12 protein-coding genes, 2 tRNA genes and 1 riboswitch are annotated in these 14,931 nt (G+C 65.1%); all 14 genes read left to right on the top strand.

Annotated features, from left to right (window positions below; all coding sequences use genetic code 11):
* Window positions 1-100: 100 nt before the first annotated feature.
* Window positions 101-3,454 carry an Rne/Rng family ribonuclease gene (locus tag ACPFL9_RS12155; protein WP_426002932.1) on the top strand — a complete coding sequence of 1,118 codons (3,354 nt, stop codon included), beginning with the start codon at window positions 101-103 and terminating at the stop codon, window positions 3,452-3,454.
* 159 nt (window positions 3,455-3,613) lie between these two features.
* A riboswitch (TPP riboswitch) is annotated at window positions 3,614-3,712 on the top strand.
* Entirely contained in the window at window positions 3,703-5,241 is a 1,539-nt protein-coding gene (gene thiD / locus ACPFL9_RS12150) for a bifunctional hydroxymethylpyrimidine kinase/phosphomethylpyrimidine kinase (RefSeq protein WP_426002931.1), read from the top strand. (Overlaps the previous riboswitch by 10 nt.)
* Window positions 5,242-5,573: 332 nt before the next feature.
* On the top strand, window positions 5,574-5,882 hold the full coding sequence (rplU, locus tag ACPFL9_RS12145; RefSeq protein ID WP_021470684.1) for a 50S ribosomal protein L21: 309 nt from the start codon (window positions 5,574-5,576) through the stop codon (window positions 5,880-5,882).
* A gap of 58 nt (window positions 5,883-5,940) precedes the next feature.
* Window positions 5,941-6,204: a 50S ribosomal protein L27 gene (gene rpmA, locus ACPFL9_RS12140; protein WP_070347479.1), complete on the top strand. Its 264-nt coding sequence runs from the start codon at window positions 5,941-5,943 to the stop codon at window positions 6,202-6,204.
* A 136-nt stretch (window positions 6,205-6,340) separates the two neighbouring features.
* The gene (obgE, locus tag ACPFL9_RS12135; RefSeq protein WP_426002929.1) at window positions 6,341-7,927 is read left to right on the top strand and encodes a GTPase ObgE; all 1,587 of its coding nucleotides are present in this window, start codon (window positions 6,341-6,343) and stop codon (window positions 7,925-7,927) included.
* Complete coding sequence (gene proB, locus ACPFL9_RS12130; RefSeq protein ID WP_426002927.1) at window positions 7,917-9,095, top strand: glutamate 5-kinase; 1,179 nt, start codon at window positions 7,917-7,919, stop codon at window positions 9,093-9,095. The genes obgE and proB overlap by 11 nt, the downstream gene beginning before the upstream one ends.
* Window positions 9,092-10,456, top strand: coding sequence for a glutamate-5-semialdehyde dehydrogenase (locus tag ACPFL9_RS12125; protein ID WP_426002925.1), 1,365 nt, complete (start codon window positions 9,092-9,094; stop codon window positions 10,454-10,456). Before proB ends, ACPFL9_RS12125 begins: the two co-directional genes overlap by 4 nt.
* An 83-nt stretch (window positions 10,457-10,539) precedes the next feature.
* A complete protein-coding gene (locus ACPFL9_RS12120; protein WP_426002923.1) occupies window positions 10,540-10,776 on the top strand; it encodes a hypothetical protein in 237 nt (78 codons plus the stop codon).
* Between the two features lie 55 nt (window positions 10,777-10,831).
* The gene (gene nadD / locus ACPFL9_RS12115; RefSeq protein WP_426002922.1) at window positions 10,832-11,455 is read left to right on the top strand and encodes a nicotinate-nucleotide adenylyltransferase; all 624 of its coding nucleotides are present in this window, start codon (window positions 10,832-10,834) and stop codon (window positions 11,453-11,455) included.
* A gap of 7 nt (window positions 11,456-11,462) precedes the next feature.
* A complete protein-coding gene (locus ACPFL9_RS12110; RefSeq protein ID WP_426002921.1) occupies window positions 11,463-12,710 on the top strand; it encodes a hypothetical protein in 1,248 nt (415 codons plus the stop codon).
* A 52-nt stretch (window positions 12,711-12,762) separates the two neighbouring features.
* A complete protein-coding gene (gene rsfS, locus ACPFL9_RS12105) occupies window positions 12,763-13,167 on the top strand; it encodes a ribosome silencing factor (protein WP_426002920.1) in 405 nt (134 codons plus the stop codon).
* A 110-nt stretch (window positions 13,168-13,277) separates the two neighbouring features.
* A tRNA-Ala gene (locus tag ACPFL9_RS12100) sits at window positions 13,278-13,353 on the top strand.
* A 181-nt stretch (window positions 13,354-13,534) separates the two neighbouring features.
* A tRNA-Ala gene (locus ACPFL9_RS12095) sits at window positions 13,535-13,607 on the top strand.
* A 98-nt stretch (window positions 13,608-13,705) separates the two neighbouring features.
* A complete protein-coding gene (locus tag ACPFL9_RS12090) occupies window positions 13,706-14,845 on the top strand; it encodes a class I SAM-dependent methyltransferase (protein WP_426002918.1) in 1,140 nt (379 codons plus the stop codon).
* Window positions 14,846-14,931 lie beyond the last annotated feature (86 nt).

The following is a 14,931-nucleotide window of genomic DNA, read 5'->3' as shown; positions in this document are numbered from 1 at the left end:
GAACACTGACGACTTCTGTCAACGCCTGAGGGTTTTGACAATAAATGCCCCACTGGGCGCCGGATGTGGCGGCGTCGCTGGGGCAGGAGTGTTGCCACATATGGATAATGACCAGGTTGTAGCCGTTAATGATGAGGCCGCTGCCGCGGAGACTGCGGAAGCGCCCAAGAAGACCACCCGGGCCAGAACCACCCGGACGCCACGGAAGGCCGCAGCCAAAACTGCCGTGCCCGCCGCAGAAGACAGCGCCGCGGCCGTTGCTGAAGTAGACAGCGCCGCGGCCCACGCTGAAGTGGACGGTGCTGCGGCCGGCGCCGACGTCCCCACACAGCCGGAAGAAGTGCCGGCCAAGACCCCCGCCCGCCGCAGCAGGGCACGCAAGAAGGCAGAGCCTGCCGAGCCCCTGCCCGGATTTGACCACGCCGCCGCAGAGTCACCTGCCGCCGCCGGAGAGCCGCAAACTGACGCCGTGGCTGAACCCCTTCCCGAAGCCGTTGCCGAACCGGCCCCCGAAAAGCCGGTCCGCCGTCGTCGTACCGCGAAGCCCGTGACCGTGGAAGCTGCGGAGGCTGCTGAGCCGCCGGCCGCTGAAGCAGCGGTGGAAGAATCCACGACGCCGGTCCCGGCCTCACAGCCTGAAGGTGCAGTTGCCGCAGCCGGCTCAGATGCTCCGGCCGGATCGGTCGAGGCCGGGACGGCCGAGGTGGAGAAGGCTGAGGTGGAGAAGGCTGAGCCGGAGACGGCTGAGGACGGAACCGAGGAGGAAGCCGCCGCGCCGGGCTCCTCAGCGCTGTTCCTGGAGCCGGTTTCCATCACCTCCATGATTTTCCAGGCACCGGACCTCAGCACCGTGTCGCGTCCCGCTGCGGAGGCGGCCGACGAAGCAGAGGGCGAAGACTCCGACGGTACAGGCGACGGGGAACTGGAGGAAGCGGGTGGCCGGCGCCGTCGCCGGAGCCGTGGCCGCCGCGGACGCCGTGGCACCGAGCGTGAAGACAACGACGCCGAGGACACCGCGGGCGATGACGACGAAACCCAGGCCGCCGAGGCCCCTGAAGAGGGGGTTACCTCACGCCGCCGTCGGCGCCGGCGTCGTGGGGACCAGGACCTTGAACTGACTGGTGGTTCGGACGACGATCCGCCCAACACCGTGACCCGGGTGCGCGCTCCCCGCGCCCTGTCGGAGTCCACCAGTTCCAACCGTGTGGCCAGCGTCAAGGGTTCCACGCGGCTTGAAGCCAAGAAACAGCGCCGCCGCGAATCGCGGGAGACAGGCCGCCGCCGTCAGGTGATTACCGAGGCGGAGTTCCTGGCGCGCCGTGAATCCGTGGACCGCCAGATGATCGTGCGCCAGCGCGATGACAGAATCCAGATCGGCGTCCTGGAGGACGGCGTGCTGGCCGAGCACTTTGTCTCCAAGACCCAGCAGGATTCGCTGATCGGCAACGTCTACCTGGGCAAGGTCCAGAACGTCCTGCCGTCCATGGAAGCGGCGTTCGTGGACATTGGGCGGGGACGCAACGCAGTCCTGTACGCCGGTGAGGTCAACTGGGACGCCGTCAACCTCGAAGGCCAGCCGCGCAGGATCGAGAACGCGCTCAAGTCCGGCGACTCGGTACTCGTGCAGGTCACCAAGGATCCCGTGGGCCACAAGGGCGCCCGGCTGACCAGCCAGATATCCCTGCCCGGACGTTACCTGGTGTACGTCCCCGGTGGTTCCATGACCGGTATCTCCCGCAAGCTGCCCGACGTCGAACGCAACCGCCTCAAGCGGATCCTCAAGGACCGCTTGCCGGAGAACGCAGGCGTCATTGTGCGCACGGCCGCCGAGGGTGCGTCCGAGGAAGAGCTGACCCACGACATCAACCGGCTGCGGGCACAGTGGGAAGGCATCGAAGGACAAGCATCGTCCACCAAGGTCCTGGCACCCGAGCTGCTGTACGGCGAACCTGACCTCACCATCAAGGTGGTCCGCGACGTCTTCAACGAGGACTTCTCCAAGCTGATCGTCTCCGGCGACGACGCGTGGGACACCATCGAGGCTTACGTGACCTACGTGGCCCCGGACCTGGTGGGCCGCCTGGAAAAGTGGAGCAAGGACCAGGACATCTTCGCCGCGTGGCGCATTGACGAGCAGATCCACAAGGCCCTGGAACGCAAGGTCTTCCTGCCCTCCGGCGGCTCGCTGGTGATTGACCGGACGGAAGCCATGACCGTGGTTGACGTCAATACCGGCAAGTTCACCGGCAGCGGTGGAAACCTTGAGGAGACCGTCACCAAGAACAACCTCGAGGCCGCTGAGGAAGTCGTCCGCCAGCTTCGCCTGCGGGACATTGGTGGCATCATCGTCATCGACTTCATCGACATGGTCCTCGAATCCAACCGCGACCTCGTGCTACGTCGCCTGGTGGAGTGCCTTGGCCGCGACCGGACCAAGCATCAGGTAGCTGAAGTGACATCGCTGGGCCTGGTCCAGATGACGCGCAAGCGCATGGGTACCGGACTGCTTGAAGTCTTCGGCGAGCAGTGTGAACACTGCGCCGGACGCGGTGTTGTCACGCATGACGAACCCGTGGAGCACCGCCGTGCCAACGCGGTTGCCGTCGAGCAGCACCGCCCCCACTCCGAGCCGCAGCAGCCGGCGCCCCGCACGGAGCGTAAGCGCCGCCGTGGCAAGGGTGGTGGACAGGGGAACGGTGAAGCGTCCGTTGCCCACGCCCCGTCCCCGGCAGCGCCGGCACAAGCCGCCGCCACCGAAGTCGTGGACCCGGTCCGCCAGGCCAAGGCCGAGGCGACCCGCGCTGCCCTGGCCACGATCGCTGCCGCCGCCCATGCCGCACACCTGCACGACGACGAGGTCCACCGTGCCGAGGAAGCGGCCCGCGCAGCGGCGCAGGCCGGAGATGCAGCTGAAGCCAAGGAAGCACCTGCCGGGCAGGCTCCCATGGAGGATTCGTCCGCCAGGGAATCGGCCTCTGCGTCCAAGGAAGGCCGGACCGCGCCTGTCCTGCGGTTCGGCGGCGAGGAAGTTGCACTGCCGTTCGTTGAACACCAGGAGGAACCGCAGCCGGCCAAGCCGACCATGAGCCTGGATCTGTTGGCGGAAGCGTTCTCGCACCTGGGCGCCGCTCCAGAGCCCGAACCCCAGGCACCCGCTTCCGGTGGCGGTTCCGCCGAGGCCACGGGCGCAGTGGCAACCGGCCAGGATTCGGATACCGGACATGGCGTGGCGGAGTCCGGGGCGCGGGCCCGCGGCCGCCGCGGACGCCGGAACCGCAGCGCAAGCAGGGCCCAGGGTGCTGCCAACGAGACCAACATCGAGCACCATGAGACGGGTACTTCGGCGGGCGGTGGTTCCTCGCACGAAGCCAAGGCCCCGGCAAAACCTGCCGAAAAGCCTGCAGGCGAAGAGCCCATCATCCTCGGTGTCGGTGTCCCGGCCTCCGAGCTGTAGCTCTTCGGCGCTGATTGGCGCTCCAACCCGATAGGGATTGACGCGGCCCCCGGATTTTCCTGCACAGGCACACTGCAGCAGGATTCCGGGGGCCGCAGTCATATCCGTGGAGCAACTGCGCGTGGGTTTCGGAGGGCCGGTGTTTCCCGGCTAGTCTTGGGGATTGACACGGGGTGCCGGGCGTCGGGCCCGGCTGAGATCCAGACCCGTTGAACCTGTCCGGTTAGCACCGGCGAAGGGATGTCCCCATGACTTCTTTGTCGTCTTCTTCCGCCTACCCTGATTCTGCCGTCTACCCGGCAGCCCCCGGCCCTGTCAGGCCACCGCGTGTTCTGAGCATTGCAGGCTCGGATCCGTCCGGAGGAGCGGGAATCCAGGCAGACCTGAAGGCAATTTCTGCCCTCGGGGGTTACGGCATGGCCGCCGTCACCGCCCTCACCGCCCAAAATACCCTTGGCGTCAGCAGTGTCCATGTGCCGCCGGTGGAATTCCTGCGCCAGCAGTTGGAAGCGGTTGGCAGCGACATCACGATCGATGCCGTCAAGATCGGGATGTTGGGCGACGCGGAGGTCATTGACGAGGTCCGCAGCTGGCTCGGAAAGGTGCGTCCCGCCGTCGTGGTCCTTGATCCCGTGATGGTAGCCACCAGCGGCGACCGCCTCCTGAGGGAAACCGCTGAGGAAGCATTGCGTCATCTTCTGTCCCTGGCGGACCTGGTCACCCCCAACCTCCCCGAACTTGCCATGCTGCTCGGAGAACCTGAGGCCGCGGACTGGGCCTCGGCGCTCGACCAGGGAAAGCGCCTGGCCGCGGCTTGCGGAAATACCGTGCTGGTCAAAGGCGGGCACCTTGCCGGTGACGATTGCCCCGACGCCTTGGTCAACACGGGCGGTTTGCTGCGCCAGGACATCATCGAGGTTGGCGGACCGCGTGTCTACACCGGCAACAGCCACGGAACGGGCTGCTCGCTTTCATCGGCATTGGCCACCGTGCAGGCCCGGACCGGTGATTGGGAAGCTTCCCTTCGGGAAGTGAAGCCGTGGTTGCTGCAGGCACTCCGGGACGCTGACAGGCTGGAGGTCGGCCAGGGCAGCGGCCCCATCCATCATTTCCACCACCTTGAGGCCTCCGCAGCGCCGGGTACCTTCGCGACGCGGTTATGGGCAGAGGCGTCCAAGGAGCTCGGGGCCATCAACGCGTTGCCGTTTATCGAGGGGCTGGAATCGGGTGCGCTGCCAGAGTCCTGGTTCAACTACTACCTCGCCCAGGACGCGCTGTACCTCAACGGATACTCGCGGGTCCTGGCCAGGGCGGGGGCACTGGCTCCCAGCGAGGAAGAGCAGCTGTTCTGGGCCAAAGCCTCCCAGGTCTGCCTGGAGGTGGAATCGGAGTTGCACCGGAACTGGCTGGCCACGCGCCGCACCAGCCAGGCGACCGGGCCGGTTACCAAGTCCTATGTGGACCATCTCCTGGCGGCCTCGGCATCAGGCAGCTATGGTGTACTGCTCGCGGCGATCCTGCCCTGCTACTGGCTTTACGCCGAGGTGGGACACCGCCTGCATGCTTCCTATGTCCGGAACGGCGAACCGGCCAGCCACCCTTATGCGGACTGGCTCCGGACCTACGCAGACGAAGAATTCGCCGAAGCGACCAGGACCGCCATCAGGTTCACCGACCTGGCAGCGGCTTCTGCCTCAGGGCAAGAGCGGGCGGCGATGGTGGAAGCCTTTGCCCACTCCTGCCGCTACGAGACAGCCTTCTTCGACGCTCCGCGCTTGTTCGCGTAATGGCTTTCCAGCGCGTCGAACCAGCAAAGCCGCCCGTCCGCGGTAGGCTATATGGGCACGGTGCCGGGCGAGTCCGTTCCAGTGGTGACAAGCGTCACCTCCAGGGCTCCGGGCCCGGCCTCATTTGCGACTGAAGGTCAAACTAGCGTAATCTTGATCTTCGGTGCTTACGCCAACACTTGGGTTATGCCCCTTGGAATTGTTCATGGGATGACTCGCGGGCTTCGATCTGAAGTCCACGGCGTTGAGGCACAGCGCGAACCGGGCCCTGCGTTGGATCAAGGTTCCGCACGCAAATTTAGTAAGAAACGTCGAGAGAAGTGAGTACCCAAGTGGTGTACGCGATTGTCCGCGCAGGCGGCCGCCAAGAAAAGGTTTCCGTTGGAGACTACGTAACGCTGAACCGCGTCCCCGGTGGAGCCGGCAGCACGCTTGAGCTGCCCGCCTTGCTCCTGGTTGACGGCGACAAGGTCACCTCCGCAGCTGCGGACCTGGCCAAGGTCAAGGTTACGGCTGAGATCCTTGAAGACCTCCGCGGTCCCAAGATCGTCATCCAGAAGTTCAAGAACAAGACCGGCTACAAGAAGCGCCAGGGTCACCGTCAGGAACTGACCAAGATCAAGATCACGAGCATCGCGTAACTTCCGTTACCGGTTCACGTTTTTCAGTTTCCCAGAATTTTAGAGGCAGGCATTTCACATGGCACACAAAAAAGGCGCGAGCTCCACTCGCAACGGTCGTGACTCCAACGCACAGCGCCTCGGCGTCAAGCGCTTCGGTGGTCAGGTAGTTTCCGCAGGCGAGATCATCGTCCGCCAGCGTGGCACCCACTTCCACCCCGGTGCAGGCGTCGGCCGCGGTGGCGACGACACCCTGTTCGCACTGCAGGCAGGTGCGGTTGAGTTCGGCACCCGCCGCGGTCGCCGCGTAGTGAACATCGTTGCTGCTGCAGCTGCAGAGTAACACCACGTTCTGAACCGGTGGAGCGGGCCAACAGGCCCGCTCCACCGTTCTTTTAACCGCATTACAATCGACTGGGACGCCCTGGGCGTGCCGGTTCCGGCAATCATGCCGGCAACAGCAACAAGAGGAGATTCACGTGGCGAGCTTTGTTGACCGGGTAGTCCTGCACGTATCCGGCGGAACCGGCGGCCACGGCTGTGTCTCTGTCAAACGGGAAAAATTCAAGCCCCTTGGCGGTCCGGACGGCGGCAACGGCGGCAACGGGGGAGATGTCATCCTTCGGGTGTCGTCACAAACAACCACGCTGCTGGACTACCACCACGCGCCGCACCGCCACGCCACCAACGGTGGCCCGGGCATGGGAGACTGGCGTGGCGGCAAGAATGGCGAAACCCTGATCCTGCCCGTTCCGGACGGCACCGTGGTAAAAACCAAGGACGGCGAAGTCCTTGCCGACCTCGTGGGCGAGGGTACCGAGTACGTCGCCGCGGCCGGTGGCCAGGGCGGCCTCGGCAATGCCGCGCTTTCGTCGCAGAAGCGCCGCGCTCCCGGTTTCGCCCTGTTGGGAATCGAGGGTGAGTCCGCGGACATCGTCCTCGAACTGAAATCCATCGCTGACATCGCACTGGTTGGCTTTCCGTCAGCCGGCAAGTCGAGCCTGATCGCTGCCATGTCCGCCGCCCGTCCCAAGATTGCCGACTACCCCTTCACCACCCTTGTTCCCAACCTGGGCGTTGTGCAGGCCGGAGACGTCCGCTTCACCATTGCCGACGTTCCGGGCCTGATCGAAGGCGCCAGCGAGGGCCGCGGCCTGGGCCACAACTTCCTCCGCCACGTGGAGCGCTGCGCCGCCCTGGTGCACGTTCTGGACTGCGGAACCCTTGAATCGGACCGCGACCCCCTCTCCGACCTCGCCATCATCGAGGCGGAGCTGGAAAAGTACGCGGTGGACATGAGCTACGCCGGCAGGGCCGGCGAGGTTGTACCACTGAATGAGCGGCCCAAACTGGTGGTGCTGAACAAGGTGGACCTTCCGGACGGCCGGGACATGGCGGAATTTGTCCGGCCGGACCTTGAGGCGCGTGGATACCGGGTCTTTGAGGTATCCGCCACCAGCCACGAGGGGCTTCGCCCGCTCAGCTTCGCCATGGCGGAGATCGTGAAGTCCGCCCGTGACGCGGTCGAGGCGGCCCCGCCCAAGGTGGCGCCCCAGATCCTCCGTCCGCGCGCCGTCAATGAGACCGGCTTCCGGATCCGCCGTGAGGAGAAGAACCTCGAGCCGCTGTTCCGGGTCCTGGGCGAAAAGCCCGAGCGTTGGGTCAAGCAGACCGATTTCACCAACGAGGAAGCCATTGGCTACCTCGCCGACCGCCTGGCCAAGCTGGGCGTGGAGACCGAACTCTTCAAGGTCGGTGCCAAGCCGGGCGACACCGTGGTGATCGGCGGGGACGACGGTGTGGTCTTTGACTGGGAACCCACCATGATGGCAGGTGCCGAACTGCTCGCCACGCCTCGAGGCACGGATATCCGGGTTGCGGATATCGGAGATCGTCCTACCCGTTCCCAGAAGCGCGAGGAACAGATCGAGCGCCGTGAGGCCAAGGCCGCCGCACGTGCCGAATTGGAAGCCGAGCGCAAGGCGGGCATCTGGACGGAGTCCGTCAGCCGCCGTCGTTCGCAGCCTGTCAAGGAAAGCAGCCTGGACGCCGGTGATGACGACTAAGACCCTCGACGTCCCCGGAACGGAAGCGGCCGAACGCCAGGCGCTGGCCGGCGCCAAGAGGATAGTAGTCAAAGTTGGTTCGTCCTCGCTGACCAGCATCAAGGGCGGCATCTCCGAGAAGTCGCTCACCGCGCTGGTCAACGCGCTGGCAGAGAAGCGCAACGCCGGGACGGAAATAATCCTCGTATCGTCAGGCGCCATTGCCGCGGGGCTTGCTCCGCTGGGCCTGGCCAAGCGGCCGAAGGACCTTGCTACCCAGCAAGCGGCGGCGAGTGTGGGGCAGGGGCTGCTCATGGCCCGCTACACCCAGGCCTTCAACGCCCACGGTGTCACGGTCAGCCAGGTGCTCCTGACGGCAGACGACCTCATGCGCCGCACCCAGCACACCAACGCCTTCCGTGCCTTGGACCGCCTGCTGAACCTCGGGGTTGTTCCCGTGGTCAATGAGAACGACACCGTCGCCACGCACGAGATCCGGTTCGGTGACAACGACCGCCTCGCAGCCTTGGTAGCCCACCTGGTGCGCGCCGACGCGCTGGTTCTCCTGTCCGACGTCGACGCCCTCTACGATGGCCCGCCGTCACAGGGAGCCAAGCGCATTCCACTGGTCCGGGGTCCGCAGGACCTGGACGGCGTGACCATCGGCAAGGCCGGAAAGGCCGGTGTAGGCACCGGCGGAATGATGACCAAGGTCGAGGCCGCCTCCATTGCGGCAGGATCCGGCATCCATGCCCTGGTGACATCCACCGCGAACGCGGCCGCAGCCCTGGACGGCGGGGACGTCGGCACATGGTTCGCCGTTAACGGCAACCGGAAGCCGGTGCGGCTTTTGTGGCTTGCGCACCTGGCCACGGTCCACGGCCGTTTGGTGCTCGACGACGGCGCAGTGAAAGCCGTGCGGGACCGGCACAGGTCACTCCTGCCTGCAGGGATTTCCCGCATTACGGGTGATTTCGAGGCCGGTGACGCAATCGAAATGGTCTCCCTTGACGGAACGGTGGTTGCCAGGGGGTTGGTGAACTACTCCTCCGACGAACTCCCGCGCATGCTCGGCCGCTCCACGCAGGAACTGGGACAGGCGATGGGCCGCGGCTACGACCGCGAAGTTGTTCATGTTGACGACCTCGTACTCCTTCGGGCTCCCCGCTCATCTAAACTTGGAGCATGACTGAAGCGCTGACTCCCGACGCCCCTGTGATTTCCGACGCTCCCGGTACTGCCGGGCAGGCGCCGGAGCGTCCCGTGGCCGGTAGCGTTCCACTCTCGCAGGAGGATCTCCAAGCCGCCGTGTACGCAATTGCCGACCGCTCACGGAAGGCCGCCCGCCGCATGGGCCAGGCCAATCGTGCCTGGAAGGACCGCGCCCTGCGAACCATCGGTACATCACTCCTCGACAACCGTGACCACATCCTCGCGGCGAACGCCAAGGACGTTGCCGAAGGCCGTGCCAACGGGACATCAGCTGCCCTGCTGGACCGCCTGACCCTCACGCCTGCCCGCATCGATGGTTTGGTTGCGGCCCTTGAGAACCTGGCCGGCCTCCCTGATCCCGTGGGCAATGTGGTCCGCGGGCAGACCTTGCCGAACGGGTTGCGTCTTCGGCAGGTCAACGTGCCCATGGGCGTCGTGGCTGCCATTTACGAGGCCCGCCCCAACGTCACGGTAGATATTGCCGGGCTGGCCCTTAAGAGTGGCAACGCCGTCATCCTGCGCGGTGGGTCAGCTGCTGCGAAGACGAACGAGGCCCTGGTCAGGATTCTTCGCGAAGCGCTCGACTCTGTGGGGCTGCCGGCTGACGCCGTGCAGACCGTAGACCAGTACGGCCGCGAAGGTGCCAATGTTCTGATGCGCGCACGCGGACGCGTGGATGTCCTGATTCCCCGGGGCGGGCGGGACCTGATCCAGACAGTGGTCAACAACTCGTCGGTGCCCGTTATCGAAACCGGCGAAGGCAACGTCCACATCTTCATTGATGAGTCCGCCGGCGAAGAAATGGCAGTGGAGATCCTGCTGAATGCCAAGACCCAACGCCCGAGTGTCTGCAACACCGTGGAGACCCTCCTGGTTCATTCGGGGTCCACGGTGCTCCCCGCGGTAGCGTCCGCGCTCCGCTCTGCCGGTGTCACCCTCCATGTTGACGAAAGGATCGCTTCGGCCCTGGGCCCGGCGGTGGAAACCGTCCCCGCGGACGACGACGATTGGGCGACCGAATACATGGACCTGGACCTCGCCGTGGCCATGGTGGACAGCCTGGATGACGCCGTCAAGCACATCCGCACCTGGACCACTGGCCACACCGAGGCAATCCTGACCAACAACCTGGCCAACGCCGAGAAGTTCATCGCCGAGATCGACTCCGCGGCCGTGATAGTGAACGCGTCCACGCGGTTCACCGACGGCGGGGAACTCGGGTTGGGAGCGGAAGTGGGCATCTCCACCCAGAAGCTCCATGCCCGTGGCCCCATGGGTTTGACTGAACTCACCACCACCAAGTGGATCGTCCAGGGCGAGGGCCAGGTCCGCAGCTAGCAACGCTGTAACATAGAACAGAAGTCCGGGACGGCGGGGAGGCCCGCCGTCAAGAATCCTTTGAAAACCAACTAGGGGAGAAGATGCTGTTTCAGCAGATCGCCACGTCCATTGCCGCGCAAACCGAAGGCGGTCACGAAGCTGCTCCGCTGTGGGCTGAGCCGTGGGTCTTCGGCATTGTGATGTTCGCCATCCTGCTGGTCCTCATGTTTGTCACCCTCTCCTACACCAACCTTGGCAACCGCCACGAGGCCGTCGAAGAGCACGCGGATCCGCACCGCCAGCACCCGAACAAGCACCAGCACCACGAGGGCCACTAAGATTATCGCCGCAACACCGCGCGGGGAGTCGGAGCGCAGGCTCCGCCTGGGCGTCATGGGTGGTACGTTCGACCCCATCCATCACGGCCACCTTGTGGCTGCCAGCGAGGTAGCTGCCAAGTTCGATCTCGATGAGGTCGTGTTCGTGCCCACGGGCCAGCCTTGGCAGAAATCCAGCAAAAAGGTCAGCAGGGCCGAGCACCGTTACTTGATGACGGTGATCGCTACGGCCTCCAACCCGAGGTTTACCGTGAGCCGGGTCGACGTTGACCGGCCCGGCCCCACGTACACCATAGACACCCTGCGTGACCTGCGCGCGCAGCGGCCCGATGCGGATCTTTTCTTCATCACGGGCGCCGACGCCTTGGCCCAGATCCTGTCCTGGAAGGACGTGGACGAGCTCTGGTCGCTGGCGCACTTCGTGGGCGTTACGCGACCGGGGCACGAGCTGAACGACCTCGGTCGGACGGAAGATGTGAGCCTGTTGGAAGTTCCGGCGATGGCCATCTCCTCCACCGATTGCCGCAACCGCGTCAACGAGGGCAATCCTGTCTGGTACTTGGTTCCGGACGGGGTGGTCCAGTACATCGCCAAGTACGGCCTGTACGCGCCGCGGCCCCCAGCGGGGGAGTTGGCCCCCGCATTGTCCGGATCAGACGAGCCAGCACGTACTGAATGAGTTTTGAATGAGCAGCCAGGAACAGCGTCCCATCCGCAGCAGGCGGGAACTTCGCCGCGCCCGGGAAGAGCAGCAGCTCGCTGAGCAGCAGTCCTCCGCGGCTGGTTCCGGCGCGGCAGCATCTGGTCCTGAACGCGCCGCAGCACCTGGTCCTGAACGCGCGGCAGCACCTGGTCCGGAACCCGTGGCCCCCGCAAGTAAGGCCGACTCCGTTCCGGCGCAAAAGGCCGCCGCTGCGGCGCCACGCAACCGCCGCGCGGCCGATGTTCCCGTCGACGCAGTGGGGGAGCGATCCTCCCAGATCCGCGCGCGGGACCGTGCGGCTTTGCGCACCATTAAGGAACTGGCAGACAAGGAAGAACAGCTGTCCGGTGGTGGCCCGCCCACGCGCCGCCAGTTGCGTTTGCAGCAGTTGCAGGCCGAGATGGCCACGTCCGCCAACCCCATTGTTCCGGCGCCGGCCGATAAGACCGCGGCTGCGGATGAGGGGACTGCGCAGGAACCGGTCGGCGGGAAACCAAAGCCCCCGGCTTCGCCCACAGCAGGTGAAGCTCCGGGTCCGGCAGGAGCCGGGATGTCGGTGGAGCAAGCACTTGCAGTCCGTGAGTTGATTGCGGCGCAGGTCCAGAACCAGACGGCCAAACTCGAGCATATTGCGGACCAGGATCCGCTGGCAGTGGATCCCGAGGTCCTCGCCCAGCAGATCGCTTTGGCAGAACGTGCAGCGGTGCTGAACAAGCGCGCCGCTGCCAAGCAGAAGCTTGCGGAGCAGGCCCAGGGGGATTCCAAGCAAGGGGGCAGCGGGAAGGCCCCGACGCCCGCGTCCGGACCGTCCACAGCGAACAACCTGGCCATGGTCACTCCACTGGAGTTCGTCAAGGTCCCCGGTGTCGAGCGGCCTGTGATGAAGAGGCCAAGCACCACCTTCGTACCCGTGGTGACCTCGCCGGGACCTGCGCTGGATGCTGCGGCCAAGCCTTCCACCGGGAAGGCCGCCCGAGGCCGGGCGGGGGTGCTTGCCCGTGCGGAGGCTGTGGCAAGGAACGCCCGCAAGCGGGCTGCCACCGCTGACCTGCCGGCAGAACAGGAGCAGCGTCCACCGGTGTCTGCAAGCACCGCCTATGGCCTTGACCCGCTCGATGCCAGTACGGCGGGCCTGGCGCGCGCCCAGCGCAACCGGATTCTCCAGATCGCGGTGCTCGCGCTGGGGCTGGTTGCACTCATCGTCGGCATCATCATGATGACCAGCGGATAAGTCCGCACAAGAAGTCTTATATCCCGGCCTTTGGCCACAACAAGGAGTCCCCGTGTCTGCACATGAACAATCCATCACTCTCGCCCGCCATGCTGCGCGGGCGGCGGCCGACAAGCTTGCCGAGGACGTCGTCGCGCTTGATGTCAGCGAGCGGCTGGCATTGACTGACGTTTTCCTGATCGCATCGGCGCCCACTGAACGCCAGGTGAATGCCATTGTTGACGCCATTGAGGAAGAACTGCTGAAGCAGGACCTGCGTCCGGTGCGCCGCGAGGGCCGCTCGGAGGGACGTTGGGTCCTGCTCGATTACGCCGATGTGGTGATCCATGTCCAGCATGCCGAGGACCGGGTGTTCTACGCTTTGGAGCGCCTGTGGAAGGACTGCCCGGTGGTGGACCTGGAGCTTGGTGATGACGCATCGGCCAAGGCGATCGCTGCCGAGGATGCCGAGCAGTAGCTGGAATCCCGAATATGCCCGATTTGGAATTTTCCTGAAGGCTGTTCTAAGATATTTGAGTTGCTTCGGCGGGAATGGAAGATAAACGTTCCGCTGGGCAGCACGAATATGGGGCTGTGGCGCAGCTGGTAGCGCACCTGCATGGCATGCAGGGGGTCAGGGGTTCGAGTCCCCTCAGCTCCACCATCACAAATCCCGTCCTTAGCGGAACACCGCGAAAGGGCGGGATTTTTTGTTGATTGATTGGCTGTCCTGGACGTGATGCAGCTCATACTCCGCGGATTTCGCTTCTCAGGCGATTGTGGTTAGTATTGACGAGTTGCTTCGGCAGGAAGGGAAATCTTCCTCCGGGAATCAGCAAAAATCCGGGGCTGTGGCGCAGCTGGTAGCGCACCTGCATGGCATGCAGGGGGTCAGGGGTTCGAGTCCCCTCAGCTCCACTTCGGATTGGGACCCCGCTCTCTTGAGCGGGGTCCTTTTTGTTGGCGATGGCACCCTTGGCGGGTTCCAGCGACTCTAAGAAAGCGGGGCAGCTGCCGTGCCAGTCCAGGATCTGGAAACCCTGTTCAGCCAGTTGAGCCGGCACCCCGACGTCGACGCTGAAAACCTGCAGGCGTATGACGCAACGGATCGGCTGTTGCTCGACGAAGTCCGGCACCGTGCCGGTGCCGAGCCCAATATCGCCGTCATCGGTGACCGGTACGGCGCCTTGACCCTCGGCGCGTTGGCCGTCACCGCCGTCGAGCATGTCCGCGTTCACCAGGACCTGTACACCGGAAGGCTCGCGTTGGCGCGCAACGCCGCTGCCGCAGGCTTGGACGGGCGCTATACGGCGCATGACCTCGGCCCGGGGCTCTTGCAGGATGCCGGCCTTGTGGTGCTGCAGTTGCCTAAGTCTCTGGCCGAGTTGGAGGAAATCGCCGACGCCGTTGCGCGCTTTGCTGCGCCCGGTGCCATCCTGCTTGCCGGTGGGCGGGTAAAACACATGTCCCTGGGCATGAACGATGTCCTGCGAAAATACTTCGGATCTGTACAGCCCCAACTGGCGAGGCAAAAATCACGGACACTGGTGGCCCGGGACGCGAGGCATGTCCCGGTGGAGCCCCCCTTTCCCGTGCTGGAGGACATTGCCGAACTCGGCATCAAGGTGGCAGCCCGCGGAGCAGTGTTTTCCGGAGCCCGGCTGGACATCGGCACCCGTTTCCTGCTCGGGTTCCTGGACCGGATGCCTGAAGTCCCGCGGGCGCTCGACCTCGGATGTGGGACCGGCATTCTGGCCACCATGTACGCGAAGCTGCATCCAGGTGCTGCGGTTTTGGCGACGGACCAATCGGCAGCCGCTGTTGCCTCCGCCAAAGGTACGGCTGAGGCAAACGGGCTGGCGGACCGGATTTCCGTGCTTCACGACGACGCCATGTCCACGCTGCCGGGGGACAGTGCCGAACTGATCCTGCTGAATCCGCCGTTCCATGTGGGAGCAACCGTTCACGCGGGCGCGGCTCTGAAGATGTTCCAGGCTGCTGCCCGCGTGCTGGCTCCGGGCGGAGAGCTCTGGACCGTGTACAACAGCCACCTGCAGTACAAACCCGCGCTGGAACGCTTGGTTGGTCCAACAGAGATCGAGGGGCGCAACCCCAAATTCACGGTAGCGCGGACCCGGAGAGCAGCCCGGACGTGATCCGGAGCCTCGCCCAATGTGTCACGCCGTCCGTGGGGCGGGCTTGTCGCATACAATTCAGGGGCATGACCGTTCCACCATGCTCC

Source organism: Paenarthrobacter sp. NyZ202 (assembly GCF_049860755.1).
GTDB lineage: Bacteria > Actinomycetota > Actinomycetes > Actinomycetales > Micrococcaceae > Arthrobacter.
This window is presented reverse-complemented; position numbering and strand designations above follow the sequence as displayed.

Coding starts and splice junctions, on each gene's coding strand:
- ACPFL9_RS12120 (WP_426002923.1), top strand. CDS start 10,540: ATGCTGTTTCAGCAGATCGCCACGTCCATTGCCGCGCAAACCGAAGGC.
- nadD (WP_426002922.1), top strand. CDS start 10,832: ATGGGTGGTACGTTCGACCCCATCCATCACGGCCACCTTGTGGCTGCC.
- ACPFL9_RS12155 (WP_426002932.1), top strand. CDS start 101: ATGGATAATGACCAGGTTGTAGCCGTTAATGATGAGGCCGCTGCCGCG.
- thiD (WP_426002931.1), top strand. CDS start 3,703: ATGACTTCTTTGTCGTCTTCTTCCGCCTACCCTGATTCTGCCGTCTAC.
- ACPFL9_RS12110 (WP_426002921.1), top strand. CDS start 11,463: ATGAGCAGCCAGGAACAGCGTCCCATCCGCAGCAGGCGGGAACTTCGC.
- rpmA (WP_070347479.1), top strand. CDS start 5,941: ATGGCACACAAAAAAGGCGCGAGCTCCACTCGCAACGGTCGTGACTCC.
- ACPFL9_RS12125 (WP_426002925.1), top strand. CDS start 9,092: ATGACTGAAGCGCTGACTCCCGACGCCCCTGTGATTTCCGACGCTCCC.
- proB (WP_426002927.1), top strand. CDS start 7,917: ATGACGACTAAGACCCTCGACGTCCCCGGAACGGAAGCGGCCGAACGC.